We start from the raw sequence: 24,567 nt of genomic DNA, 5'->3' as shown, positions 1-24,567 counted from the left end.
AGCTAACCTCGTAAGCGTTATATTGAGAAGGAAGGTGGAGCTTGTGCGACAAAAAATATAATGTCTACAAGTCTATTTCTTGACGGCTTGTAGACATTTTTTGTTTTCTAAAAAAGTTTATGGGCTGAAACAAGCAGAAAAGTTCGTACAAAATTATTGGAGAGTGGACAGCAGTGGTTTCATCTATTAAAAGATTTTTAATTGGAAGACCGTTAAAATCAACTGAGTTAGGCGAACAAAAGCTCAATAAAACGAAGGCACTAGCAATTTTATCTTCTGACGCATTGTCATCGGTTGCATATGGTCCAGAACAAATATTAATTGCTTTAGCAGGACTTGGAGCAATAGCTTATTGGTATTCCATTCCGATAGCTGTTGGGGTATTAGTATTATTGACAGCTCTTATTTTATCTTATCGTCAAATTATTTTTGCTTACCCTCATGGTGGGGGCGCATATGTTGTATCAAAAGAAAACTTAGGGATGAATCCAGGCTTAATAGCTGGTGGATCTTTATTAGTCGATTATATTTTAACTGTTGCAGTAAGTGTATCTGCAGGTACAGATGCGCTCACATCTGCTTTTCCTAGCTTACATGCACATAATGTAATCATTGCGATTATATTTGTCATATTGATTACTATCTTAAATTTAAGAGGCGTAACGGAATCAGCTTCCGTTTTAGCATATCCGGTTTATCTATTTGTTCTAGCTTTATTTATATTAATTGGTGTAGGGGTATACAATATTTTAACTGGTCAAGTTTCACCCACGCTGCATTCGCCAATTGGAACACCAGTCGCGGGAATTAGTTTATTTCTACTGTTAAGAGCATTCGCATCAGGTAGTTCTGCATTAACAGGTGTTGAAGCAATTTCTAATGCAATTCCAAACTTTAAGGATCCTGCACCTAATAATGCAGCAAAAACATTGCTTGCAATGGGTGCATTACTTGCGGTTTTATTCACAGGAATTGTCTTTTTAGCTTATTATTACGGAGTTACACCGAGTAAGGAAGTAACAGTCGTATCTCAAATAGCTGAACAAACATTTGGGCGTAATTTCATGTACTATTTCATACAAGGTACAACAGCTTTAATATTAATTCTTGCTGCTAACACAGGTTATTCTGCATTTCCGTTATTAGCAGTTAATCTTGCAAAAGATAAGTTTATACCGAGAATGTTTACAATTAGAGGAGACCGCCTAGGTTATTCAAACGGTATTATTATACTTGGGATTTCTTCGATTATTTTAATTGTAGCTTTTCAGGGGAAAACAGAACACTTGATTCCGCTATATGCAGTAGGGGTATTTATTCCGTTTACACTTTCTCAAACTGGAATGGTACTAAAATGGCTTCGTGAAAAGCCTGAAGGATGGATTTTACGTTTAACGATTAATTTAATTGGTGCAGTTATTAGTTTTATCGTAATGAGTATGTTCTTTTTAACTAAATTTGCACAAGTTTGGTCGATCCTTATTTTCTTACCTGCTATTATCTTCTTGTTCCATCGAATTAAGAAACATTATGATGCAGTGGGCGATCAATTAAGTTTAAAAACTTGTGAACGGATTGTTCCGATAGAGGGGAATGTAATTGTCGTTCCTGTAGCTGGTATGACTCATGTAGTAGAAAATTCATTGAACTATGCTAAAGCTCTTTCAGCAGATCAAGTTATCGCTGTGTATGTTGCTTTTGACAGAGAAGAGGAAAAGAAATTTGAAGAGAAATGGGAGAAGTGGCAACCTGAAGTAAGGCTTGTTACATTACATTCTCATTATAGAAGTATTATTCAGCCGCTAACAAAATTTATTGATACAGTACAATATAAGGCGAGTGAATCAAATTACCGAGTTACGGTCGTTATACCACAGTTTATTCCGAAAAAAGGTTGGCATAACATTCTTCATAATCAGTCTAGTTTACTCATTCGTGCGTATTTACTCTATAAAAGAAATGTTGTTATTACGACAGTACCGTATCATTTGAAAAAGTAAGGAAATTTTTTAAGGATAACTTCACGAAAGTGAAGTTATCCTTTTTTGTGCATATACTATGCATAATTGCATACGGGTTCAAAAGATATATTAATATAATATTATCAGTTATGAGTAAGCAGTGTTTTTTGTTGTGATATATGGATATTTTAATTGAGAAAGTTAATCGGATTTTATTTTGGAATAAAGACATGAGTTCTTGAAAATAAAGGGAATGAAAATACTTCTTTACGATGGATTAATAGCTGTGTTTAAATGACCTTACAGTACAAAACTTACATGAAAACAAAACGAAATTTCATACTTTCGTACGTTAATTAGTTTAAAATGAATAATATTTTTATGTAATATATTCACTGTATGAATGTGGAAATTGCGATAAAATAGAACACTTATACAATATTATTCATACTAAGCACATATGAAAATTTATGGAATGTTTTATAACAATAAGTAAGTACTGTAGCAATAAAATTTGAGAGAGGTGGTTAGTACATGAATCACGATGAGAACGTTCTCTATTTTTAACCATCTCAAATAATGTGCAAGAAAATAGAATAATAAAATGCGATAGTAATAGTTGCGAATACATAGGAGGAGTTAAAGTGAAAAAGACTTTAATTACAGGGTTATTGGTTACAGCAGTATCTACGAGTTGCTTCATTCCTGTAAGCGCTTACGCTGAAGAGGGACAATCAGAAGTGAAAGTATTAAACGTGCAAAATGTAATTGCTCCAAATACATTATCAAATTCAATTAGAATGTTAGGGTCACAGTCACCACTTATACAAGCATACGGATTAGTTATTTTGCAACAACCAGACATTAAGGTAAATGCGATGAGTAGTTTGACGAATCATCAAAAGTTTGCAAAGGCGAATGTACGAGAGTGGATTGATGAATATAACCCGAAGTTAATCGACCTAAATCAAGAGATGATGAGATATAGCACTAGATTTAATAGCTATTATAGTAAGCTCTATGAACTTGCAGGAAAAGTAAATGAAGATGAACAAGCAAAAGCAGATTTCACAAGCGCATATGGAAAATTGCAAGTGCAAGTACAAAGCATCCAAGAGAGTATGGAGCAAGATTTATTAGAGTTAAATCGATTTAAATCGGTATTAGACAAAGATAGTAACAACTTATCTATTAAAGCTGATGAGGCAATAAAAACACTTCAAGGATCAAGTGGAGATATTGTGAAATTAAGAGAAGATATTAAAAGAATTCAAGGGGAAATTCAAGCTGAACTAACTATTATTTTGAATAGACCTCAAGAAATTATTAAAGGTTCTATTAATATCGGTAAACAAGTATTTACAATCACAAATCAAACTGCACAAACGAAAACAATCGATTTTGTTTCTATTGGTACTTTAAGTAATGAAATTGTAAATGCTGCAGATAGTCAAACGAGGGAAGCAGCTCTTCGTATTCAGCAAAAGCAAAAAGAGCTACTACCACTTATTCAAAAGTTATCACAAACTGAATCAGAGGCGACTCAAATCACATTCGTTGAAGATCAAGTAAGTAGCTTTACAGAACTAATTGATCGCCAAATCGCAACTTTAGAAACGTTATTAACAGATTGGAAAGTTTTAAACAATAATATGATCCAAATTCAAATAAATATTGAATCTGGCACGTATACAGACAGTAGTTTACTTCAAAAACATTTCAATCAACTAAAAAAGATTAGTGATGAAATGAATAAGCAAACGAATCAATTTGAAGATTACGTTACAAACGTTGAAGTACATTAAAAAGAAAATCATTAATAATTCATGATATAGGGAGAGAAGAAAAATGACAAAAAAACCTTATAAAGTAATGGCTCTATCAGCACTTATGGCAGTATTTGCAGCAGGGAATATTATGCCGGCCCATACTTATGCAGCTGAAAGTACAGTAAAACAAGCTCCAGTTCATGCGGTAGCAAAAGCTTATAATGACTATGAAGAATATTCATTAGGACCAGAAGGCCTGAAAGATGCAATGGAAAGAACAGGTTCAAACGCTTTAGTAATGGATCTGTACGCTTTAACAATTATTAAACAAGGTAATGTTAACTTTGGTAATGTATCGTCTGTTGATGCGACGTTAAAAGGAAAAGTGATTCAGCATCAGGATACAGCTAGAGGAAATGCGAAGCAATGGTTAGATGTATTAAAACCACAGCTTATTTCAACGAATCAAAATATTATTAATTACAATACGAAATTCCAAAACTATTATGATACTTTAGTTGCTGCGGTAGATGCAAAGGATAAAGCAACTCTTACGAAAGGTCTAACTAGATTATCAAGTAGTATTACTGAAAATAAAGCGCAAGTAGATCAGTTAGTAGAAGATTTGAAGAAATTCCGAAATAAAATGACGTCGGATACTCAAAACTTCAAGGGAGATGCAAATCAAATTACATCTATCTTAGCTAGTCAAGATGCTGGAATTCCGCTTCTGCAAAATCAAATCACGACGTATAATGAAGCAATTAGTAAATATAATGCAATTATTATCGGTTCATCTGTTGCGACAGCATTAGGACCAATTGCAATTATAGGTGGTGCGGTTGTTATTGCTACGGGAGCAGGAACTCCTCTAGGAATAGCATTAATTGCAGGCGGTGCAGCAGCTGTAGGTGGTGGTACTGCAGGAATCGTATTAGCGAAGAAAGAGCTTGATAATGCACAGGCAGAAATTCAAAAGATAACAGGACAAGTTACAACTGCCCAATTAGAAGTGGCAGGATTAACAAACATTAAAACACAAACAGAATATTTAACAAATACGATTGACACTGCAATTACAGCGTTGCAAAACATTTCAAATCAATGGTATACAATGGGATCAAAATATAATTCTTTACTTCAAAATGTAGATTCTATTAGTCCAAACGATCTTGTTTTCATTAAAGAAGATTTAAACATTGCGAAAGATAGCTGGAAAAACATTAAAGACTATGCAGAAAAGATTTATGCTGAGGATATTAAAGTAGTAGATACGAAAAAAGCATAATAGTAACTAAACTGCTATAACATTATGTGCAGATTAAGGATTTTCATATAATAGTGAGCTCCTGTTCAGTAGTGAGCAGGAGCTTTTTTTACCTCTAACGTTTCATATCCTCATAAAAAGAATAGGTGATAAGTATGCGTAATAATTTCTATAAAAAATGTCTTTTAACGATAATGATTGCTGGAGTCGCAACGAGTAATGCGTTTCCTTTACATCCTCTTGCAGCAGAACAAAACGTAAAAACATCACAAGAAAATGCAAAAAATTATTCTCTCGGTCCAGCAGGATTCCAAGATGTAATGGCGCAAACGACATCAAGTATATTTGCAATGGATTCATATGCAAAATTAATTCAAAATCAACAAGAGACTGATTTGAGTAAAATAAGTTCGATTAATGGTGAGTTTAAAGGGAATATGATTCAGCATCAAAGAGATGCAAAAATTAACGCGGCGTATTGGTTAAATAATATGAAGCCTCAAATTATGAAAACGGATCAAAATATTATTGATTATAATAATACTTTTCAAACGTACTATAATGACATGCTAGTAGCGATTGATCAAAAAGATAGTGGTAAATTAAAAGCGGATTTAGAAAAGTTGTATGCGGACATTTTAAAGAATCAAAATGAGGTAGATGTATTATTAGGAGATTTAAAAGCTTTTCGCGATAGAATGGCGAAAGATACAAATAGTTTTAAAGAGGATACAAATCAATTAACCTCGATTTTGGCGAGTACGAATGCTGGTATTCCAGCTCTAGAGCAACAAATAAATACATATAATGATTCAATCAAAAAGAGTAATGACATGGTCATTGCTGGTGGTGTACTTTGCGTAGCGCTAATAACATGTCTTGCTGGCGGGCCGATGATTGCGATTGCGAAAAAAGATATTGCAAATGCCGAAAGAGAAATAGCCAATTTAAAGGATAGAATTTCAGGAGCGCAAGCAGAAGTGGCAATTTTAACAGATGTGAAAAATAAAACAACAAATATGACAGAGACGATTGATGCAGCAATTACTGCACTGCAAAATATATCAAATCAATGGTATACGGTAGGTGCGAAATATAATAATTTACTACAAAACGTAAAAGGAATCAGTCCAGAAGAATTTACGTTTATAAAAGAAGATTTAAATACGGCGAAAGATAGCTGGAAGGATGTAAAGGATTATACAGAAAAATTACATGAAGGCGTGACGAAATAAACAGCGGACTAGTTCTGCTGTTTATTTTTTCATCCCGTTTTTTGTGGAGAGCCGAGCTTGTAATTTTACCCATAAGTTTGCCGTGTGTTTTATCAATGTAGCTTTGGATAATGTTTGGTCAAATTGATACTAATAACCTCGATAAACTCCTGATCACGCTTTTTATATTTAATGTTTTAAGGGAAAAAGCTATACTATAAGCAAAACTAAAAATTGGAAAGGGAATACTAGAACATGGAAAATTATTTATTATTTATCCTTACAGCAATCCTAATCATAATAATGCCTGGTCCCGGTTTTGCCTTAGTTACAAAAAACACTATCTCGCATGGTAGAAATGGTGGGATAAAGACCGTCTTAGGAACGGTATCTGGAATGATGATTCATACAATAATGGCTACGCTAGGACTCTCTGCTATCCTAATGAAATTTGCTATGCTATTTACATTAATAAAATATGCTGGGGCTTTTTATTTAATTTACTTAGCTGTAAAGTCAATTAAAAGTGCCTTTTCTAAAAAAGAAGATATGTCAGGTTCAGTGGAAATGAACTCTAAGGATATTGGAACGATTAAAAGTTTTAGACAAGGATTTACCACGGCAATCTTAAACCCAAAAACTGCTGTGTTTTTCCTAAGTTTTCTACCCCAATTTATTGTGAGCAATCAAAGTCATCTCCTCCAATTTCTTTTATTAGGACTCACATTTACGACTTTGACAGCAATATGGTATTTACTTTATATCTCACTAATACGTCAATTAAGAACTTTTTTACGAAAAGAAAAAGTGAACCGTACAATAGAGGGTATTACTGGTACAGTATTATTAGCATTTGGAGTTAGGTTATTTTTCCAAAAATAAATATGTATATGAAAAGAGAAATAATCAATGGTGGTTATTTCTCTTATTCACTTATTCTAAAACTACCATTATAGATTTCTAGAGGTGAGATGATTTTTTGTTGGGTATTTATGTTACTATCACTGTAAAAATTGTGAAGAAATGTACTTAAACTAACGGGGCAGGATAGTTGAATAAGAATAAAAATATTTTTATAAGTTAAATTTATTGAATATCATAAAATATTTATAATTAAACTTTTTTCTAAATCAACACTCGATGGCGATGTGGTGTTACCTCAAATATAATTATTTTATTTGAAGGTCTCATTTTAACTTTTTCAAATCTTTTCATAGGTTGATATACAAAGACGTGTAGTGATAAGCCTATAACTGCAGTAATGTTTAAAATAATACTTATAATCATTAAAGACCATTCTATAACTGGAGAAAAGTATCCGTCCGTACTTAATGTAGAAGAACTTACAGCCATTCCGAACGAGAAAGCCCATCGCCTTTAGGCATGGGATAGCACACCATGCCTATGAACTTAAGAACAGAAACTTACGCTTGAACATAATATCAAATTTAGATGAGCAAAGCTATTTCAAGTGAATAGAATCCACTCTTTAAGAATACATAAAATATATACATACAAGCTTAGTCTGATCACTACATCATTAGTGAAAGTAGGATTCTATAGATTTTGGAGGAAGAGATATGAAAAAAAAGGTTCTCCTGTTTACAGATTTGGGGATTGATGATGCGTTTGCTATACTGTACACCTTTTTTCGTAAAGACATTCAACTTGTAGGGATTGTAGCCGATTATGGAAATGTATCCAGAGAAAATGCAATAAGAAATATTAACTATTTGAAGTACATTACGGGAAGAGAAGAGATACCCGTATTCCTTGGTGCTTCTGTACCGTTGACAGGTATATTGATTCAGTATTTCCCTGAGGTACATGGAAAAGTCGGATTAGGACCTATCATTCCCCCTGAAATTTCATATCCAGTTTATCCTTTAAATGATATTTATCAAATTATAGAATCAAATTTAGAAGATCTTACAATTATCAATTTAGGAAGACTTTCTTCGCTAGCTACGACTTTTGTGTTGAATTTAGAAACAATGCGAAACGTAAGAGAATGCATTTGCATGGGGGGAGCTTTTTTCTATCCAGGTAACGTAACTGCTGTGGCTGAAGCTAACTTTTACTCAGACCCTTATGCAGCAAACTTAATTCTGCAGCATGCAAAGAACTTGACAATTATTCCTTTAAATGTGACTCAACATGCGATTGTTACACCCGAAATGGTCCAGCAAATTGATGCATTTCATCGGAATACACAGGACCTTGCAGGACTCATCATCAAACCTATGTTAGACTATTATTATAAATTCTACTCCAAGTCTAATCCTGGTATAAGTGGAAGCCCTATGCATGATTTTGTAACAGTGTGGTATTTGCTGAATCAAGAGGCTGTTGGCCTTTCAAGAGTACCCATTAAAGTAATTCCTGATCAAGGAGAAGGATTTGGTCAAAGTATTGCAGACTTTCGTTTTGCTACTAATCCAGGCTATAAAGCACATAATGTAGCTTTTCAGCTTGATTATGAAAGATTCAAGAAGGATATTATGGAAACGTTTTTAAAGAAGAGAGTGTAACAGACTTTATTAACTTCAGATAATAGGGATTATTTGAATGAAATGCCACTTCACTTAACGTACAGGAATTCGACTTTTTTAGGTTGAAATTCGCTTAGCATATAAAACTTCCAAAATGTTGGCTGTATCCCATCACTATCAAGCTAACAAAACAAAATCCCCCTAAAATGAAAAAATCCGCTGACTTCTCAAAGTAATTAACTGTAGTGAAAGAAAATTTTTATTTTGGGGTACATTAAAACTTTAGCTTGATGGCCATGGGGTTTCGCCATCAAAACGTGAATTTCGTACGCTAAGGAATTTCTATGTTAAAAAACTTGGTTTTACCGTACGTTAAGGAAGTTCCATAAATAATATTCAATGTTTGTTATTGAAGGGTTTTGTTATCGTTACTACAGAAAGAACAAAAAGAATGAATTGAATATGAATCGATTTATCCCGTAAAAGCCCGATTGGTGAGGGCTAATAATCAGTGGGGGATGGACAACCCCCCCACTGATTAAAGTTTCACTTTATCTGCTTCAAGATCATCTGTATTGAGTTTATGAAGCTACACAATAAAGTTTCATTGTATATACATAAGTGGAATAGAAGTTTAGGTGGATAAAATTCGGTAGTCGAAATTTCTTGCATAAAGCTGTATAATGCTTGTAACGAAAGGGAAATACAGGAAAGGGTTTGTAATAAGTTACTATGGAAAAAGATAAACAACAGTTAAGCGTTGAAGTTGCAAGATTATATTATCAATCAGATTATAGTCAGCAAGAAATTGCTAACAAATTAAATATTTCAAGACCGACGATCTCTAGATTATTAAAGTACGCAAAAGAAAAAGGATTTGTTCAAATTAGCATAGCCGATCCGTTTGCTGATTTAGATAACGTTGGGAATTTACTTAAAGAAAAGTACAACCTGTTAGAAGCGCATGTCGTATTTTCTCCAGTACCAGAATATGCAACGATTACGGAGTATATTAGTAAGTATGCTGCTGAGTATATGGAAAAGACAGTGAAAACTGGTGATATCGTTGGTGTAAGCTGGGGAATGACGATGTATGAAATCGCTAGAAAAATCGTGCCGCAACATGTGAAAGGTGTAGAGGTTGTCCAATTAAAAGGTGGCATTAGTCACTCAAGTGTAAATACATATGCGAATGAGACGATTGCTTTATTTGCAGATGCTTTTCAAACGACGCCAAGAAATCTACCCCTTCCAGTTATATTTGATAATGCAGTGACAAAAGAATTAGTGGAGCAAGATAGACATATTCATCACATTATCGAAATGGGAAAACAAGCGAATATTGCAGTTTTCACTGTTGGAACAGTGCGAGACGAAGCGCTATTATTCCGATTAGGATATTTCGATAAGGATGAAACGAACATTTTGAAAAAACAATCGGTCGGTGACATTTGTTCACGTTTCTTTGATGGAGACGGAAATATTAGTAGCGAAGAAATTAATAAGCGTACAATTGGAATTGAGTTAGAGGAACTTAAATTAAAGAAACGTTCTATTTTAGTTGCAGGTGGTAATAGAAAAGTAAAAGCAATTGATGGTGCGTTACGTGGCGGGTATGCAAATGTATTAATTATCGATCAGCATACGGCGAAGGAATTGTTACATTATCAAAAAGGTTAGAAATAAAAGGCTTTCTCAAAATTGAGAAAGCCTTTTATTTTGTTATGTATAAATGATAGGAGTCCTTCTTGGAACACAAACTTCCTTTTTAAAAATAATTATGGATATTGAGATACATACTACCAGTGTTAACATAAAAGTTTTGATTTCAACTTGTGATGTATATGAATTGTTTCTCAGCTAGAATGCACCGTATCTACTACAAGAAATTCCCTTTTGTAAAAGAGTGAACAAAATTTCAAAAGTGTATTTACATTTGTTCAACTAAGAGTTAGAATGAAGTTGTTAAAAGATATGAGGAGTGAAGATAATGAACATTGCAAAGTTAATTGACCATACAATTTTAAAACCAAATTCTACTAAAGAAGATGTTATGAAAGTAATCGAAGAGGCAAAGCAATACAAATTTGCTTCAGTTTGTATTAATCCTACATGGGTAAAGCTAGCTGCTGAAGAATTAGCTGGACATGATGTAGACGTTTGTACTGTAATCGGTTTCCCATTAGGAGCAAGCACTACTGAAACAAAAGCATTCGAAACAAAAGATGCTATCGCAAAAGGTGCAACTGAAGTTGATATGGTAATCAACGTAGGTGCTTTAAAAGATGGCGACAATGAGTTCGTTGAGAAAGACATTTATGAAGTAGTACAAGCAGCAAAAGGAAAAGCTCTTGTAAAAGTAATCATTGAAACTTGCCTTCTAACAGATGAAGAAAAAGTTCGTGCTTGTGAATTATCAGTAAAAGCTGGTGCTGATTTCGTAAAAACTTCAACTGGATTCTCAACTGGCGGAGCAACTGCAGAAGATATCGCATTAATGCGTAAAACAGTTGGACCAAACGTTGGTGTAAAAGCATCTGGCGGCGTTCGTACACGTGAAGATGCAGACAAAATGGTAGAGGCTGGAGCTTCTCGCGTTGGAGCAAGTGCTAGTGTTGCAATCGTATTAAATGATGCAAAAGGTGCTACAGATAACTACTAATCAATAATGAAGTAAAGGGCAATAGATACACATTTAAAGTAAAGTGTATCTATTGCTTTAACAATTGAAAAAGATGTAAGCGGATACGAATGGGAGGAGACGGCTTATGAAATACTTAATCGGTGTTTTAGGCCTCGTATTGATTTTAGGTATCGCTTGGCTTGCTAGTAATGATAGAAAGAAAGTCAAATATCGCCCAATCATAACGATGGTTATATTACAATTCATTTTGGGGTTTTTATTATTAAATACAAGTGTAGGGAATATATTAATTAGCGGAATAGCAGATGGTTTTGGAGAATTATTAAAATATGCCGCTGATGGTGTGAATTTCGTATTTGGTGGATTAGTAAATCAAAAAGAGTTTTCATTCTTTTTAAGTGTATTAATGCCAATCGTATTTATATCAGCTTTAATAGGTATTTTACAACACATTAAAGTATTACCTATTATTGTGAAATCTATCGGTCTAGTATTAAGTAAAGTAAATGGAATGGGGAAATTAGAATCATATAACGCTGTTGCTTCTGCGATTTTAGGGCAATCTGAAGTGTTTATTTCAGTTAAGAAACAACTAGGATTATTGCCAGAAAAGAGAATGTATACATTATGTGCATCTGCAATGTCTACCGTTTCTATGTCTATCGTTGGATCGTACATGGTGTTATTAAAACCACAATATGTTGTAACCGCTTTAGTACTTAACTTATTTGGTGGTTTTATTATCGCTTCTATTATTAATCCGTATGAGGTTACTGAAGAAGAAGATATGTTAGAAGTACAAGAAGAAGAGAAAAAGACCTTTTTTGAAGTATTAGGGGAATATATTATAGATGGATTTAAAGTTGCGATTACAGTAGCAGCTATGTTAATTGGTTTCGTTGCTCTTATCGCATTCATTAATGCAGTATTTAAAGGTGTAATCGGTATCTCATTCCAAGAAATTCTTGGTTATGTATTTGCACCATTTGCATTTATTATGGGTGTACCTTGGCATGAAGCAGTTAATGCCGGAAATATTATGGCAACAAAATTAGTATCGAATGAATTTGTCGCTATGACAGATTTAGCACAAGGAAACTTTAATTTCTCAGCTAGAACGACAGCGATTATATCTGTCTTCTTAGTATCGTTTGCAAACTTCTCTTCAATTGGGATTATTGCTGGGGCAGTTAAGAGCTTAAATGAAAAACAAGGGAATGTAGTCGCAAGATTTGGTTTGAAATTACTTTTCGGTGCAACGTTAGTAAGTTTCTTATCAGCAACAATCGTTGGCTTATTATTTTAACAGATTCATATAATATAAAAAGGAATGGTGATTACAATGAGAATGGTAGATATTATTGCGAAAAAACGTGATGGAAAAGAATTAACGACTGAAGAAATTAACTTCTTTATTAAAGGGTATACAGATGGAAGTATTCCTGATTATCAAGCGAGTGCACTTGCAATGGCAATCTTCTTTAAAGATATGACAGATCGTGAACGTGCAGACTTAACAATGGCAATGGTTGAATCTGGAGAGACAATCGACTTATCAGCAATTGAGGGCATTAAAGTAGATAAACATTCAACTGGTGGTGTTGGTGATACAACAACATTAGTATTAGGACCATTAGTTGCTGCTTTAGATGTACCAGTAGCAAAAATGTCTGGTCGTGGTTTAGGACATACGGGCGGGACAATTGATAAATTAGAAGCAGTGGAAGGATTCCACGTTGAAATTACGAAAGAGCAATTCATTGATATTGTAAACCGTGATAAAGTGGCTGTTATCGGACAAACAGGAAACTTAACACCTGCTGATAAAAAAATCTATGCACTTCGTGATGTAACAGGAACAGTAAACTCGATTCCTCTAATTGCAAGTTCAATTATGAGTAAAAAAATTGCAGCTGGTGCTGATGCGATCGTACTTGATGTAAAAACAGGTGCTGGTGCATTTATGAAAACAGAAGAAGATGCAAAAGAATTAGCTCATGCAATGGTACGTATCGGAAATAATGTTGGACGTCAAACGATGGCAGTAATTTCAGATATGTCACAACCTCTTGGTTTTGCAATTGGTAACGCTCTAGAAGTGAAGGAAGCAATTGATACTTTAAAAGGTGAAGGTCCAGAAGATTTAACAGAATTAGTACTTGTATTAGGTAGCCAAATGGTTGTACTTGCGAAAAAAGCAAATACATTAGAAGAAGCTCGTGAAATGCTAATTGAAGTTATGAAAAACGGAAAAGCAACTGAGAAATTTAAAGAGTTCTTAAGCAATCAAGGCGGAGACAGCTCGATTGTAGACAATCCAGAAAAAATGCCACAAGCGAAGTATGTAATTGATGTACCAGCTAAAACTTCAGGTGTTATTTCTAACATTGTTGCGGATGAAATTGGTATCGCTGCCATGCTACTAGGTGCAGGTCGTGCAACGAAGGAAGATGAAATTGATTTAGCTGTAGGTTTAATGTTACGTAAAAAAGTCGGCGATGCAGTAAAAGAAGGCGAGCCATTCGTAACGATTTACGCAAATCGTGAAAATGTAGAAGATGTAAAAGCAAAAATTTATGAAAATATTTCTATCTCTGAAACAGCAGTGGCTCCTAAATTGGTTCATACAGTTATTACTGACTAATCATAATTACATTTACTTTGAGGAGGAAATAATATGGATAAGAAAAAATATATTGAAGAAGCAAATAAGATGTTATCAAAAGCGTATATTCCGTATTCAAAATTTCCTGTTGGTGCAGCGTTAGTTACAAAAGAAGGTAAAATCTATACTGGTTGTAATATAGAAAATGCTTCTTACGGTTTATGTAACTGTGCAGAAAGAACGGCAATCTTTAAAGCAGTATCAGAAGGTGAGTGTGACTTTAGTTACTTAGTCATTACAGGCGAAACGGACGGGCCGATTTCACCATGTGGTGCATGTAGACAAGTTATTGCTGAATTTTGTAATCCGAAAATGCCAGTTTTACTAACGAATGTAAAAGGCGATGAAAAAGAAGTGACTGTAGAGCAGTTATTGCCTGGTGCCTTCTCAATTGAAGATTTAAAATAAGTTAGAAGGCCATTCCACAATTAATAGTTGTGGAATGGCCTTTTTATTTTCAAGAAATAAAAAACCAAACTAACAATGTAATACTCTGTTCATATTCCGTTCATAAACTTTGCGTAAAATGATTGCAGTGAATATGGAAAGTGACGATATTAATTGTCGTTCTACAGCAGGAGGAATATAATGAAGAAATTATATAATGCAGCATTCATTTACTTAATTATTGGTTTATTATCAGGTGTATTTGCTAGAGAGTATACAAAAGCGCAAGGAATTAAAGGATCCACTATGTTGCAATTAGTGCATACACACGTATTAGTGCTCGGCTTCGTATTCTTTTTGGTCGCTTTGGCTCTATTTAAAGTATTTAATGTCCGTGAAACAAAAAGTTTTCGTGCATGGTTTGTTGTGTACAACATAGGATTAATTTTTACAATCGCTACAATGGTATTTAGAGGTATTTTACAAGTAAACGGAACAGACTTTAACGGTTTAAGCCATATGGCTGGATTAGCTCATGTCATTATAAGTGTCGGGCTTGTTTGGTTTATGATTTTGCTCAAAAAGTCTTTTAAATAGATAGGGGTGGAGAGTATGAGTTTAGCACTTTTATCAAGTATCGTAGCAGTTTGTATGGCCGTTGGAGTAATGTTTCTTCGATTTAAGTCAGCGAAAAAACCGGTAACGAAAAAGAAAATTATATTACCGCCAATCTTTATGAGTACTGGCGCATCGATGTACTTCTTACCAGAGTTTCGGTTAACATCGTTAGAAATAGTAGAGGCAATTAGTATAGGACTTATTTTCTCTATATTTCTTATTAAAACATCTAAGTTCGAAATAAAAGGTGAAGACATATATATGAAACCGTCAAAAGCGTTCATATTTATTTTAGTTGGATTATTAGCTGTACGAGTAGGACTTAAATCATATTTAAGTCAATCGATTGATTTAGCACAATTAAGCGGGATGTTTTTCTTACTTGCCTTTGCGATGATCGTATCGTGGAGAATTGCTATGTATCGCTCGTATACTAAATTAGAAAAGACAATAAAAAGAGCTGGAATTTCTATATAGGAATTTCAGCTCTCTTTATGTTTTTTGAAATGTGGTCTTATGCGCGGAACTCATTTACTAAATTTCAAACGATCTTTAGCATCTTGTAATGCAACTGGTGTAACATTGATACCATTTGGATCAACAATTTTTGTGTTTAATAAAATGGAATCTAGGCTTCCGCGAAATGTTTTTGTATAATTTTGACGCAACATTTGTTGCTCTTGTTTTTCATCAACTGTTAATCCAGATGTTCTTTCTTTTTTTGCTAATTCGTTAATGCGGAATAAAATGTTTTGCATTTGTTTTCACCTCTATTTAATTTTAATTAGTTACTTACTAATTTATAGTTATTTTAACGTGTAATTTTTATTATGTCAACATCATCTAAAAAGGTTAATAATTGACGAAAAATTATAACAATAATAAAATGAATAACAGAGGATAATTAGTTTGAAAAACATACATAGAACGCTAGGGGGATTATTATGAAGTCAACATTTTTTGCTCAAAATAGAGAAAGATTAGTGAAAACATTACCAGATGAATCAATTACTATTTTATTTGCTGGACAGGCACCTCATATGTCAGCTGATGCACATTATAAATTTGTGCCGAATCGTAATTTTTACTACTTAACGGGAATCGATGAGCCGAATGTTATTTTCATGTTAAAAAAGTTTGGAAATAGTGTAGAAGAGACTCTTTTCATTGGAAAATCAGATCCAGTACTTGAAAAGTGGGTTGGAAAAACAGTTTCTAAAGAAGAAGCAGAGAAATTATCAGGTATAAAGAAAGTTGTGTATTTAGATAGCTTTGAAAAGACGATGACGAATACACTTTTCGCAGAAAATGTGAAACACGTGAATTTAGACTTGGAACTTCGTGAGTGGAACGGTACTGAGACGAAAACATTAGCGTTTGCTAAACATGTAAGAGAACAGTACCCGCACATAACAATTGGGAATGTATACCCAAACATTTGTGAATTACGAGTGTTTAAAACAGAGGAAGAAATTGAAATCATTAAAGAAGCGATAGCTGTTACTAAAGAGGGCATTTATAACGTGCTGAAGCATGCAAAAGCAGATGTGATGGAATATGAATTAGAAGCTCATTTTGATTTTACGCTTAAATCATCTGGAATTAAACATCATGCGTTTAATACAATTTTGGCGAGCGGTAAAAATGCTACAGTCCTTCATTATGAAGATAATGATGCACAAATTCAAAATGGTGATTTAGTACTGCTCGATTTAGGTGCTCAAAAAGATTACTACAACGCTGATATTAGTTACACATTCCCAGCTAGTGGAACATTCTCTAGTCGCCAAAAACAAATATATAATATCGTGTTAAAAGCATTGAAAGAAACAACTGAACTTATTAAGCCAGGATTAAAGTTTGCTGCATTAAATGAGCATACAAAAAAAGTACTGGCAGAAGAGTGTAAAGCTATTGGTTTAATTCAAGAAGATGAGGAACTATCTAAATATTATTATCACGGCGTGAGTCATTTCCTAGGTTTAGATACTCACGATGTAGGAACATACAAAGAGAGAGTATTAGAAGAAGGTATGGTTATTACGATTGAACCAGGTTTATATATTGAAGAAGAATCAATTGGGATTCGTATTGAAGATGATATTCTTGTAACAAAAGATGGGTTTGAAAACTTGTCAAAAGATATCGTTAGATCAGTTGAAGAGATTGAAGAGTTTATGAGTGAAAATAATGTAAATGTAAAAGAAGATGAAGTTGTTACGAAATAATAATTAGAAGAGGCGCTCAATTTTGGGCGCCTTTTTATTTTGCTCATTTTATATCTCCATATTTTCTTGAAAATTGTCTTCTATAATAATCTTGAAAAAGAAAAAGGAGGGATTTACCATGAAGAGATTTGTATTAACAGCAGTTACAGTCTCCGTAATATCTTTAATTGCTGCATGTTCTGCGACCACAAATACAACAAATGATCATAAAAATATGAACGACAAAACAACAACACAGACTGAAACGGCTACAAAACCATTGAAAGTTGTAAAAGGGCCAGCAGTTACTTTAGTAGCGAAAGAAGAAAAACAAAAGCTAAGTAGCGGTGTTATTGTTCCAGTCTGGACATTTAATGGTTCATCTCCTGGTCCAGAAATCAGGGTGAAAAAAGGTGAAAAGGTTAAAGTGACATTAAAAAATGAATTATCTGCACCAGTATCTATTCATTGGCATGGATATCCTGTCCCAAATAACATGGATGGAATTCCGGGTGTGACACAAGATGCGGTTGAATCTGGAAAAAGTTTCACCTATGAATTTGAAGCGAACGTACCAGGAACGTATTGGTATCATTCACATCAAGATTCTGTAAATCAACTAGATAGAGGTTTGTATGGTGCTCTTATTGTAGAGGATACAAATGAAAAGTATGATAAAGATTACACATTAATGTTAGATGAATGGGTAACAGATAAAGAAGAAATTAATAAGCAGTTAAAAGAAATGACAAAAGGGCAAACAGAAAAAGTAGATGGTAATAAATCTAAGGATAATGAAAATACGAAAAAGAATGATGATATGAAGGGAATGGACCATTCTGGTATGAACATGGGCAGTGATAAAAAAGAATCTGGTAATATGGCAGGAATGGATCATGGAAATATGAAGATGGAAGGTCATGATATGAGTATGTATGACTTATTCACAATCAATGGTAAAAGCGGAGATTTAGTAGAGACATTAAAAGTGGATAAGGGCGATAAAGTTCGTCTTCGATTCGTTAATGCTGGTTATCTATCACATGATATACACGTTCACGGTCATGATATAAAAGTAATTGCGACAGATGGCCAACCAATAAATGATCCAAAAGTTATAAAGGATAAAGTAATTTCAATAGCACCGGGTGAACGTTATGATATTGAATTTACTGCTAATAATCCTGGGAAATGGTATGTTGAAGACCATTCAGAAAATAAAGGTGCAAAAGGAATGAAAGCTGTTATTGAATATGATGGTAGCAAAGAGATGAAAGATAAAGCAGATGAAAAAGAAAATTTACCGAAATTAGATATGACGAAATATGGTGCTAAAAAATTAGGTAGTTTCACGTCAAATCAACAGTATACTGCCACATATAATATGGACTTGAATACGCAAATGAATGGAAATGAAATGGTATATACAATTAACGGAAAGGTATTCCCAGATATTGACCCAATTCCAGTGAAAAAGGGTGACTTAGTAAAAGTAAAATTAGTAAATCGCTCTAAAGCGGACGATCATCCGATGCATTTACACGGCCATTTCTTCCAAGTGTTAAGTAAAGATGGAAAACCGATAGAAGGTTCTCCAATTGTTAAAGACACTTTGAACTTAAAACCAGGAGAAGAATATGAAGTAGCCTTTGTAGCAGACAATCCGGGTGAATGGATGTTCCACTGTCATGATTTACACCATGCTTCAGCAGGAATGGTAACAGAAGTGAAATATACAGATTACAAATCTGATTATGTTCCAAACCCTAACATTCCTAATCAGCCAGAATAATATGAAGCAGTTATCCTATGGATAACTGCTTATTCATTTTCGTTGCAAGTGTTAATGCATATGTTGATCGTGCCCGGATGAAGATGGGGAAGTATGATCTGGAAATGTCACAAATACAGTAAGAACAATTACTACGCTAATGGAAAGTACTAATAGAAACCGGCGGTGGATATAAGTAGAAAAGGTTTCTGATAAAAGCTGAATCATACATGACATAGTTATCGTTATAGTAAGTAAAAGACTAATAAACAGAATACTATGTGCTTGTTGAGCGTTTAACATTTCTGTAATCATAGCTCCCATCATACTTGCCATTAAACCAGAGAACATTCCTTCTAAGGCAGTGTACAGGTGAAAACGTAGACCGACTAAAAAACCGATAAAACTGCTAATCAAAATAGCAAGCAAAGTAGAATATAGTAATTCTCCTTTAAAGAGAATACCTAAATAAAAACCGATACTTAAACCGATACTCATACTAAAAGACATAATAAATACCATATACTCCATTAGGGTACCCTTACGTTTAGAAATATATGATGTGATAATAATCGAGATACAACAAAGTGTTAAGGCAGTTAACGTATAAGCAAACATCATGATACCTCCCTGTCCTATCATTCACTTCATCATATGTTCAAATGGAGAGTACTTATGCTAATATATATCTGCAAATTATCTGCACAATTTAAAAAAGGTAAGTTCAATATAATTTTTAAATAATGATGGTTATCTTAGTAGACGATGCTTCATAAGGAATTGTTGTATTTTAAATTTTATAGAATATATGAAAGCAAATAGTAGTGAATGGAAAGGACGCTCGATTTTTGGGCGTCTTTTTTGTTTGTGAGCATGCGAAAGAAAGTGTTATATAATGAGTTTCTATTGTGAAGCCATAAAGAATAAGCGTATAATATTATAGGTCTCCCATTCGTGAGACAAACCGCGAATGATAAATAAGATTGTTGTATTATCATCGCTTCTAAACATATAGACAATGAAAGTAACACTGGAATACAGATAGGGAGTTATAAAATGAAATTAATTATTGCCGAGAAACCAGATCAAGGTTTGGCTCTTGTTTCACAGTTTAAATATCGCCGGAAAGATGGGTATTTAGAAGTAGAAGCAAATGAGTTATTTCCAAATGGAGCGTACTGTACATGGGCAATTGGTCATTTGACGCAGTTATGTAATCCAGAACATTATCATGCAGAGTGGAAAAAATGGTCACTTAATACGTTACCAATGATTCCAGAACGTTTTCAATTTGAAGTAACAAAGTCAAAGTATAAGCAATTTAATGTAGTGAAACAGCTGTTACATAATCCTCAGGTAACAGAAATCATTCACGCGGGCGATGCTGGGCGTGAAGGGGAATTAATCGTACGAAACATTATTAATCTTTGTAACGTGCAAAAGCCAATGAAGCGTCTATGGATTTCGTCTTTAACGAAGCAAGCTATTTATCAAGGATTTAAAAACTTACTTGATGAATCAGATACGATTAATACGTATTATGAAGCATATACAAGATCTTGCGCCGACTGGGTGGTTGGGATGAATGCATCGCGTGTCTTTAGTATTTTGCTAAAGAAAAAGGGAATGAACGATGTATTTTCCGCTGGTCGTGTACAAACGCCAACATTAGCACTCATTGTAAAGCGTGAAAAAGAAATAGAGAACTTTAAGTCAGAGCCGTTTTGGGAAGTGTTCGCAACCTTTAATATAGAAGGAAAGAAGTATGAGGGGAAATGGGAGAAAGATAATGAGTCCCGCTTAAATGATCCTGATTTGGCAAATAAAATTGCAGCGTTTTGTCAAAATAAACCGGCTGTAGTAAAAGAAATGAAAACGGAGCGTAAAGAGTTTCAGCCGCCGTTTTTATTTAATTTATCAGCGCTGCAAGCGACAGCGAATAAAGCCTTTAAATTTTCACCAAAAAAGACACTTGATATAACGCAAGCACTATATCAAAAAGGGATTGTCTCTTACCCTCGTTCGGATTCTAACTATGTTACACAAGGAGAGGCAGCGACGTTCCCTGATATTTTACAGAAATTAAGTCAGTTTGATGAATATAAAGGTTTATTGCCAGCACCAATTGAATCGATTATGAACAATAAGCGTTATGTGAATGAAAAGAAAGTTACAGATCACTATGCAATTATACCGACAGAGCAAGTTACAAATCCAAGCAAACTATCAGGTGATGAGAAGAAAATTTACGATATGATCGTAAGAAGACTTATTGCGGCGCATTATGAAGTAGCAATCTTTGATTACACAACGATTACAACTCTTGTAGACGAACGTGCTGAGTTCATTTCGAAAGGAAAACAGCAAATTCAAGAAGGTTGGCGTAAAGTTATTTTCCAAGACGATAAAGATGACGAAACAATTCTTCCAATTGTCGCAGAAGGTGAACAAGGAAAAGTTGTAAAGGTGAAAGTGAAAGAGGGAAAAACACAGCCACCGAAACGTTATACAGAAGGACAACTTATTACGTTAATGAAGACGGCCGGTAAGTATTTAGAGAATGAAGAGCTTGAGAAAGTATTGAAGAAAACAGAAGGTTTAGGTACTGAGGCCACTCGTGCTGGTATTATTACGATGCTGAAAGACCGTAAATATATAGATGTGCAGAAAAACCAAGTGTACGCAACAGATAAAGGGAAAGTATTAATTACAGCAATCGGTGATAAAATACTGGCTTCACCAGAAATGACAGCAAAATGGGAGCAACGCCTTGCGGAAATTGGTGAAGGCACAGCTTCACCAGCGACATTTATGGAACAAACGAAAAAACTATCAGCTAAAATTATTGAAGATGCGGTAGAAATGTCAGAGAAATGGGATTTCACTGGATTACATGTTGAATCGATTGAACGAAAAGGATCGAAATTTACAACAGGTAAAAAGGTAGGGAACTGTAAAAAATGTGATGGCGATGTTATCGACAAGTCCACGTTTTACGGTTGTTCCAACTACAATACAACACAATGTGACTTTACCATTTCGAAGAAGATATTAAGCAAAGCTATTTCGCAAAAAAACATGACGAAGCTATTAAAAGGTGAGAAGACCGATTTAATTAAAGGCTTTAAAAAAGGCGAGAAAACGTTTGATGCGAAGTTAGAGTGGAAAGATAATAAGATTAATTTTGTGTTTGAGAATTAAGTGGTTTTAACATATAAAAAAGCTCTTTCACGAGTAAAAGTTTCTGTAACAGGTTAGGTTTGAAAAAATTATTGATAGAAAAGAAAAAGCATGACAATTTTAAGTCATGCTTTTTTTATTTTATAATTACAGAGTTTTGTATACTAGCACTAAAATTTATTTGAATTAATTGTTTGAAAAGATGGTATGAAATAGGGTTAAGTAGCAATAAAGTTATTTAATTTACAATAAAGTCTTTTAAAATATAAAAAAGTTGTTTAAAGATCCTTCTTTAACTAAACGGCAGGTTAGTTTTAATACAATGTTTGTTTTATCATTTAACCAAAGTAATAGAAGGTCAAAGAAAAGGCAGTAATAAAGAAATGCCATTCTTAATGTGGACTGGCACTTGGTAAGATGCAAAATTCATTATTTGATTTCGGCTGAGGAATTTGATTCATCTATTTTTCCTGTACTTTATTATGATTCCTTAGGCAGCCTTCTCTGTTTTAAATACCCATTGTTGGAGAGTTGGTTGATAATACGGTATCATCCACCCTAAAATTTTGCCGATAAAATAGGCGGCAATTAGTGTGCCGATTCCGATTGAGCCTAATGATTGAATGAAAACTATACAGATTGCACCAGCCACACAAATGTTTATTAAATCGCTCAAAATTTTTGCTTTACCGAATTTTAAATTGAATTTTTCACTAATTGCATAAGTTAACGCATCATACGGCATTAATGGCAGTTTCGCTGTTGTATAGCCCATTAAACCGACCGCTATAACAAATAAACTAACAATCAAATATACACTTCGAGCAAGGAGAGTTTCAGGTGCAGGGAAAAGTTGTACAAGGAAGAGTGTTGCATCCATGAAAAACCCAAATAAAAACGAAATAATGAATTGACTCACAAATTCATTTAACTCCATTCGTTTACTTAATATCACTTGAATAATAATGTATAAAACATTTGCAAGCGCCATTGTCACACCAACCGATAAACCAATCGTTAGCGTACTTGCATATGCTAATGATGACACAGGCGATACACCAAATCCTGCTTGAATCGACATGCTAATGCCAATCGACATAAAAAATAACCCGAGCACGTATAAGATGATGCGCTTCAAGGTTCTGCTCCAATGATTCATAGTATCTCTCACTTTCTAGTTAATATTATCAATATAAAGACTATAGCTATAGAATTAAATATAACGTCAAATTCGACATATGAAAAATATATATATGATAAACTAATCATATCAAAAAACATATGACGGAGAGATACAATGGATTTCAGGCAATTATATTACTTTAAAGAAATTGTGAAACAAGGAAGCATTTCTAAAGCAGCAGAAGTGCTCCATATCGCGCAGCCCCCACTTAGCCAATTATTAAAAAAGCTTGAAACTGATCTTGGCACAACTTTAATTCATCGATATCGTCAAAAATGGGAGCTTACAGCAACAGGTGAAATACTATACCAATATGCCAATCAAATGTTAATACAAATTCAAGATGTAAAGCAGCAAATTCAAGAAATTGAACAAGGTACAGGAGGAATAGTAAGTATCGGTGTATCATCTGCATGTTCGAATATGCTCATTGACTATGTTAGTACGTTTAGAACACAATACCCTAATGTTAAAATAAATATAGTAACTGGAAATTCAGAAGAATTATTAAAAAGACTAGAACAAAGAGAAATTGATGTTGCCTTACTTTTACGATTGGGCAATAGTGAACAATATGAGATGAAAATATTAAAAAAACAACCAACCGCTGTGATTATTCCATCAAGTTGGGCAACATCGTTTTCATCACAGCATGTGACGATTGAACAGATTGCCCAGTTCCCATTCATTATGCTAGGAGCAATGGAAGGACTCTCCTTCAATGAAGACCTTTTCAAAGTGTTTGATGAACATCAAGTCAAGCCAAATATCATTATCGAGTGTAAAGATATAAGGATGGTTGTAGCACTTGTTAGTAGAGGACTAGGATTATCCGTTATTCCAAGAATGGATTACACATCATCATTTTTAGAACATACAACGCTTTTTGAATTGAAACAATTTGATTTTCATTTAGAGCCTGTAATAGTAAAATTAAAAGACCAAAGAATTTCCAAAGTAGCATCTCAATTTTGGGAAATGGTTGATTAGGAGATATGAACAAAGCAAAAATAGCCTTCAATCAAGTAATATAGACATCTTACGAAAAATTGAGCCGGGATAAAAAAATTCTTTACTTGAGGAAGTTTCAAAACTGACTGTAGCTATATAAATAAAAGATAAAAAAGTTCTTTACTAATTTGAAAAACGCAGTAATTATACTACTTATTAGTAAAGAACTTTTTATACAAGGACATAAGTGGTTTCAAC

The 24,567-nt window shown here is 33.9% G+C and carries 21 protein-coding genes and 1 riboswitch (1 of these 22 only partly in view); of the genes, 17 read left to right on the top strand and 4 right to left on the bottom strand.

Features of this window, described 5'->3' with window-relative positions; genetic code table 11:
- A riboswitch (cyclic di-AMP (ydaO/yuaA leader) is annotated at nucleotides 1–32 on the top strand (it extends 126 nt beyond the left edge of the window).
- A gap of 141 nt (nucleotides 33–173) precedes the next feature.
- From V7038_RS26690 to V7038_RS26670, 5 genes are all read left to right on the top strand, one after another.
- Nucleotides 174–2,000 (top strand): APC family permease, encoded by a 1,827-nt coding sequence (locus V7038_RS26690; protein ID WP_002202413.1) that lies wholly within the window; start codon nucleotides 174–176, stop codon nucleotides 1,998–2,000.
- A 605-nt stretch (nucleotides 2,001–2,605) separates the two neighbouring features.
- Nucleotides 2,606–3,766 (top strand): non-hemolytic enterotoxin NHE subunit A, encoded by a 1,161-nt coding sequence (nheA, locus tag V7038_RS26685; RefSeq protein WP_002202412.1) that lies wholly within the window; start codon nucleotides 2,606–2,608, stop codon nucleotides 3,764–3,766.
- A 43-nt stretch (nucleotides 3,767–3,809) separates the two neighbouring features.
- The gene (nheB, locus tag V7038_RS26680) at nucleotides 3,810–5,018 is read left to right on the top strand and encodes a non-hemolytic enterotoxin NHE subunit B (protein WP_002202411.1); all 1,209 of its coding nucleotides are present in this window, start codon (nucleotides 3,810–3,812) and stop codon (nucleotides 5,016–5,018) included.
- 134 nt (nucleotides 5,019–5,152) lie between these two features.
- Nucleotides 5,153–6,232: a non-hemolytic enterotoxin subunit C gene (gene nheC / locus V7038_RS26675; protein ID WP_002202410.1), complete on the top strand. Its 1,080-nt coding sequence runs from the start codon at nucleotides 5,153–5,155 to the stop codon at nucleotides 6,230–6,232.
- Between the two features lie 234 nt (nucleotides 6,233–6,466).
- On the top strand, nucleotides 6,467–7,093 hold the full coding sequence (locus V7038_RS26670) for a LysE family translocator (protein ID WP_071151143.1): 627 nt from the start codon (nucleotides 6,467–6,469) through the stop codon (nucleotides 7,091–7,093).
- A 243-nt stretch (nucleotides 7,094–7,336) separates the two neighbouring features.
- Here the strand turns inward: V7038_RS26670 and V7038_RS26665 are convergent, their stop codons facing one another.
- Entirely contained in the window at nucleotides 7,337–7,564 is a 228-nt protein-coding gene (locus V7038_RS26665) for a hypothetical protein (protein WP_081338469.1), read from the bottom strand.
- Nucleotides 7,565–7,791: 227 nt separating this feature from the next.
- Between V7038_RS26665 and V7038_RS26660 the strand changes: the two genes are divergently transcribed.
- The 8 genes from V7038_RS26660 (at nucleotide 7,792) to V7038_RS26625 (ending at nucleotide 15,494) form a co-directional block, all read left to right on the top strand.
- Entirely contained in the window at nucleotides 7,792–8,742 is a 951-nt protein-coding gene (locus V7038_RS26660) for a nucleoside hydrolase (protein WP_335695886.1), read from the top strand.
- A gap of 693 nt (nucleotides 8,743–9,435) precedes the next feature.
- Nucleotides 9,436–10,383 carry a sugar-binding transcriptional regulator gene (locus V7038_RS26655; RefSeq protein ID WP_002202408.1) on the top strand — a complete coding sequence of 316 codons (948 nt, stop codon included), beginning with the start codon at nucleotides 9,436–9,438 and terminating at the stop codon, nucleotides 10,381–10,383.
- A 310-nt stretch (nucleotides 10,384–10,693) separates the two neighbouring features.
- Complete coding sequence (gene deoC / locus V7038_RS26650) at nucleotides 10,694–11,365, top strand: deoxyribose-phosphate aldolase (RefSeq protein WP_002012110.1); 672 nt, start codon at nucleotides 10,694–10,696, stop codon at nucleotides 11,363–11,365.
- Between the two features lie 106 nt (nucleotides 11,366–11,471).
- Nucleotides 11,472–12,653 (top strand): NupC/NupG family nucleoside CNT transporter, encoded by a 1,182-nt coding sequence (locus tag V7038_RS26645; RefSeq protein WP_002158326.1) that lies wholly within the window; start codon nucleotides 11,472–11,474, stop codon nucleotides 12,651–12,653.
- Between the two features lie 36 nt (nucleotides 12,654–12,689).
- On the top strand, nucleotides 12,690–13,991 hold the full coding sequence (locus V7038_RS26640) for a pyrimidine-nucleoside phosphorylase (protein ID WP_002200891.1): 1,302 nt from the start codon (nucleotides 12,690–12,692) through the stop codon (nucleotides 13,989–13,991).
- 33 nt (nucleotides 13,992–14,024) lie between these two features.
- Nucleotides 14,025–14,420: a cytidine deaminase gene (locus tag V7038_RS26635; RefSeq protein ID WP_335695885.1), complete on the top strand. Its 396-nt coding sequence runs from the start codon at nucleotides 14,025–14,027 to the stop codon at nucleotides 14,418–14,420.
- Nucleotides 14,421–14,600: 180 nt separating this feature from the next.
- The gene (locus tag V7038_RS26630; protein WP_002158323.1) at nucleotides 14,601–14,996 is read left to right on the top strand and encodes a DUF2871 domain-containing protein; all 396 of its coding nucleotides are present in this window, start codon (nucleotides 14,601–14,603) and stop codon (nucleotides 14,994–14,996) included.
- Nucleotides 14,997–15,011: 15 nt separating this feature from the next.
- A complete protein-coding gene (locus V7038_RS26625) occupies nucleotides 15,012–15,494 on the top strand; it encodes a CcdC family protein (protein ID WP_002202406.1) in 483 nt (160 codons plus the stop codon).
- 50 nt (nucleotides 15,495–15,544) lie between these two features.
- Here V7038_RS26625 and V7038_RS26620 read toward each other — a convergent pair whose 3' ends face one another.
- Complete coding sequence (locus tag V7038_RS26620; protein WP_002118300.1) at nucleotides 15,545–15,775, bottom strand: DUF896 domain-containing protein; 231 nt, start codon at nucleotides 15,773–15,775, stop codon at nucleotides 15,545–15,547.
- Nucleotides 15,776–15,961: 186 nt separating this feature from the next.
- Here V7038_RS26620 and V7038_RS26615 point away from each other — a divergent pair, with 186 nt between their 5' ends.
- On the top strand, nucleotides 15,962–17,245 hold the full coding sequence (locus V7038_RS26615) for an aminopeptidase P family protein (protein ID WP_335695884.1): 1,284 nt from the start codon (nucleotides 15,962–15,964) through the stop codon (nucleotides 17,243–17,245).
- A 118-nt stretch (nucleotides 17,246–17,363) separates the two neighbouring features.
- Nucleotides 17,364–19,016 carry a multicopper oxidase family protein gene (locus V7038_RS26610; protein ID WP_070139127.1) on the top strand — a complete coding sequence of 551 codons (1,653 nt, stop codon included), beginning with the start codon at nucleotides 17,364–17,366 and terminating at the stop codon, nucleotides 19,014–19,016.
- 51 nt (nucleotides 19,017–19,067) lie between these two features.
- Here V7038_RS26610 and V7038_RS26605 read toward each other — a convergent pair whose 3' ends face one another.
- Complete coding sequence (locus V7038_RS26605; protein ID WP_002202403.1) at nucleotides 19,068–19,613, bottom strand: hypothetical protein; 546 nt, start codon at nucleotides 19,611–19,613, stop codon at nucleotides 19,068–19,070.
- A 438-nt stretch (nucleotides 19,614–20,051) separates the two neighbouring features.
- On the opposite strand from V7038_RS26605, the gene topB reads away from it, so the two are divergent.
- Nucleotides 20,052–22,196 carry a DNA topoisomerase III gene (gene topB, locus V7038_RS26600; protein WP_016104534.1) on the top strand — a complete coding sequence of 715 codons (2,145 nt, stop codon included), beginning with the start codon at nucleotides 20,052–20,054 and terminating at the stop codon, nucleotides 22,194–22,196.
- A gap of 469 nt (nucleotides 22,197–22,665) precedes the next feature.
- On the opposite strand, the gene V7038_RS26595 is transcribed toward topB, so the two are convergent.
- A complete protein-coding gene (locus V7038_RS26595; RefSeq protein ID WP_070170018.1) occupies nucleotides 22,666–23,334 on the bottom strand; it encodes a YczE/YyaS/YitT family protein in 669 nt (222 codons plus the stop codon).
- A 138-nt stretch (nucleotides 23,335–23,472) separates the two neighbouring features.
- On the opposite strand from V7038_RS26595, the gene V7038_RS26590 reads away from it, so the two are divergent.
- On the top strand, nucleotides 23,473–24,348 hold the full coding sequence (locus V7038_RS26590; protein WP_070170019.1) for a LysR family transcriptional regulator: 876 nt from the start codon (nucleotides 23,473–23,475) through the stop codon (nucleotides 24,346–24,348).
- Nucleotides 24,349–24,567: the final 219 nt, after the last annotated feature.

The sequence above is a fragment of the Bacillus sp. JJ783 genome (assembly GCF_036963225.1).
GTDB classification, from domain to species: domain Bacteria; phylum Bacillota; class Bacilli; order Bacillales; family Bacillaceae_G; genus Bacillus_A; species Bacillus_A cereus_U.
Note: the sequence above shows the minus strand (reverse complement) of the source record. Positions and strands in the feature narration are given on the sequence as shown.

Bases quoted from the DNA above. Each gene is read 5' to 3' on its own strand.
- V7038_RS26660 (WP_335695886.1), top strand. From the start codon at position 7,792: ATGAAAAAAAAGGTTCTCCTGTTTACAGATTTGGGGATTGATGATGCG.
- V7038_RS26620 (WP_002118300.1), bottom strand. From the start codon at position 15,775: ATGCAAAACATTTTATTCCGCATTAACGAATTAGCAAAAAAAGAAAGA.
- V7038_RS26625 (WP_002202406.1), top strand. From the start codon at position 15,012: ATGAGTTTAGCACTTTTATCAAGTATCGTAGCAGTTTGTATGGCCGTT.
- V7038_RS26665 (WP_081338469.1), bottom strand. From the start codon at position 7,564: ATGGCTGTAAGTTCTTCTACATTAAGTACGGACGGATACTTTTCTCCA.
- nheB (WP_002202411.1), top strand. From the start codon at position 3,810: ATGACAAAAAAACCTTATAAAGTAATGGCTCTATCAGCACTTATGGCA.
- V7038_RS26655 (WP_002202408.1), top strand. From the start codon at position 9,436: ATGGAAAAAGATAAACAACAGTTAAGCGTTGAAGTTGCAAGATTATAT.
- topB (WP_016104534.1), top strand. From the start codon at position 20,052: ATGAAATTAATTATTGCCGAGAAACCAGATCAAGGTTTGGCTCTTGTT.
- deoC (WP_002012110.1), top strand. From the start codon at position 10,694: ATGAACATTGCAAAGTTAATTGACCATACAATTTTAAAACCAAATTCT.
- V7038_RS26670 (WP_071151143.1), top strand. From the start codon at position 6,467: ATGGAAAATTATTTATTATTTATCCTTACAGCAATCCTAATCATAATA.
- V7038_RS26610 (WP_070139127.1), top strand. From the start codon at position 17,364: ATGAAGAGATTTGTATTAACAGCAGTTACAGTCTCCGTAATATCTTTA.
- V7038_RS26590 (WP_070170019.1), top strand. From the start codon at position 23,473: ATGGATTTCAGGCAATTATATTACTTTAAAGAAATTGTGAAACAAGGA.
- V7038_RS26595 (WP_070170018.1), bottom strand. From the start codon at position 23,334: ATGAATCATTGGAGCAGAACCTTGAAGCGCATCATCTTATACGTGCTC.
- V7038_RS26630 (WP_002158323.1), top strand. From the start codon at position 14,601: ATGAAGAAATTATATAATGCAGCATTCATTTACTTAATTATTGGTTTA.
- V7038_RS26615 (WP_335695884.1), top strand. From the start codon at position 15,962: ATGAAGTCAACATTTTTTGCTCAAAATAGAGAAAGATTAGTGAAAACA.
- nheC (WP_002202410.1), top strand. From the start codon at position 5,153: ATGCGTAATAATTTCTATAAAAAATGTCTTTTAACGATAATGATTGCT.
- V7038_RS26635 (WP_335695885.1), top strand. From the start codon at position 14,025: ATGGATAAGAAAAAATATATTGAAGAAGCAAATAAGATGTTATCAAAA.
- V7038_RS26640 (WP_002200891.1), top strand. From the start codon at position 12,690: ATGAGAATGGTAGATATTATTGCGAAAAAACGTGATGGAAAAGAATTA.
- V7038_RS26645 (WP_002158326.1), top strand. From the start codon at position 11,472: ATGAAATACTTAATCGGTGTTTTAGGCCTCGTATTGATTTTAGGTATC.
- V7038_RS26605 (WP_002202403.1), bottom strand. From the start codon at position 19,613: ATGTTTGCTTATACGTTAACTGCCTTAACACTTTGTTGTATCTCGATT.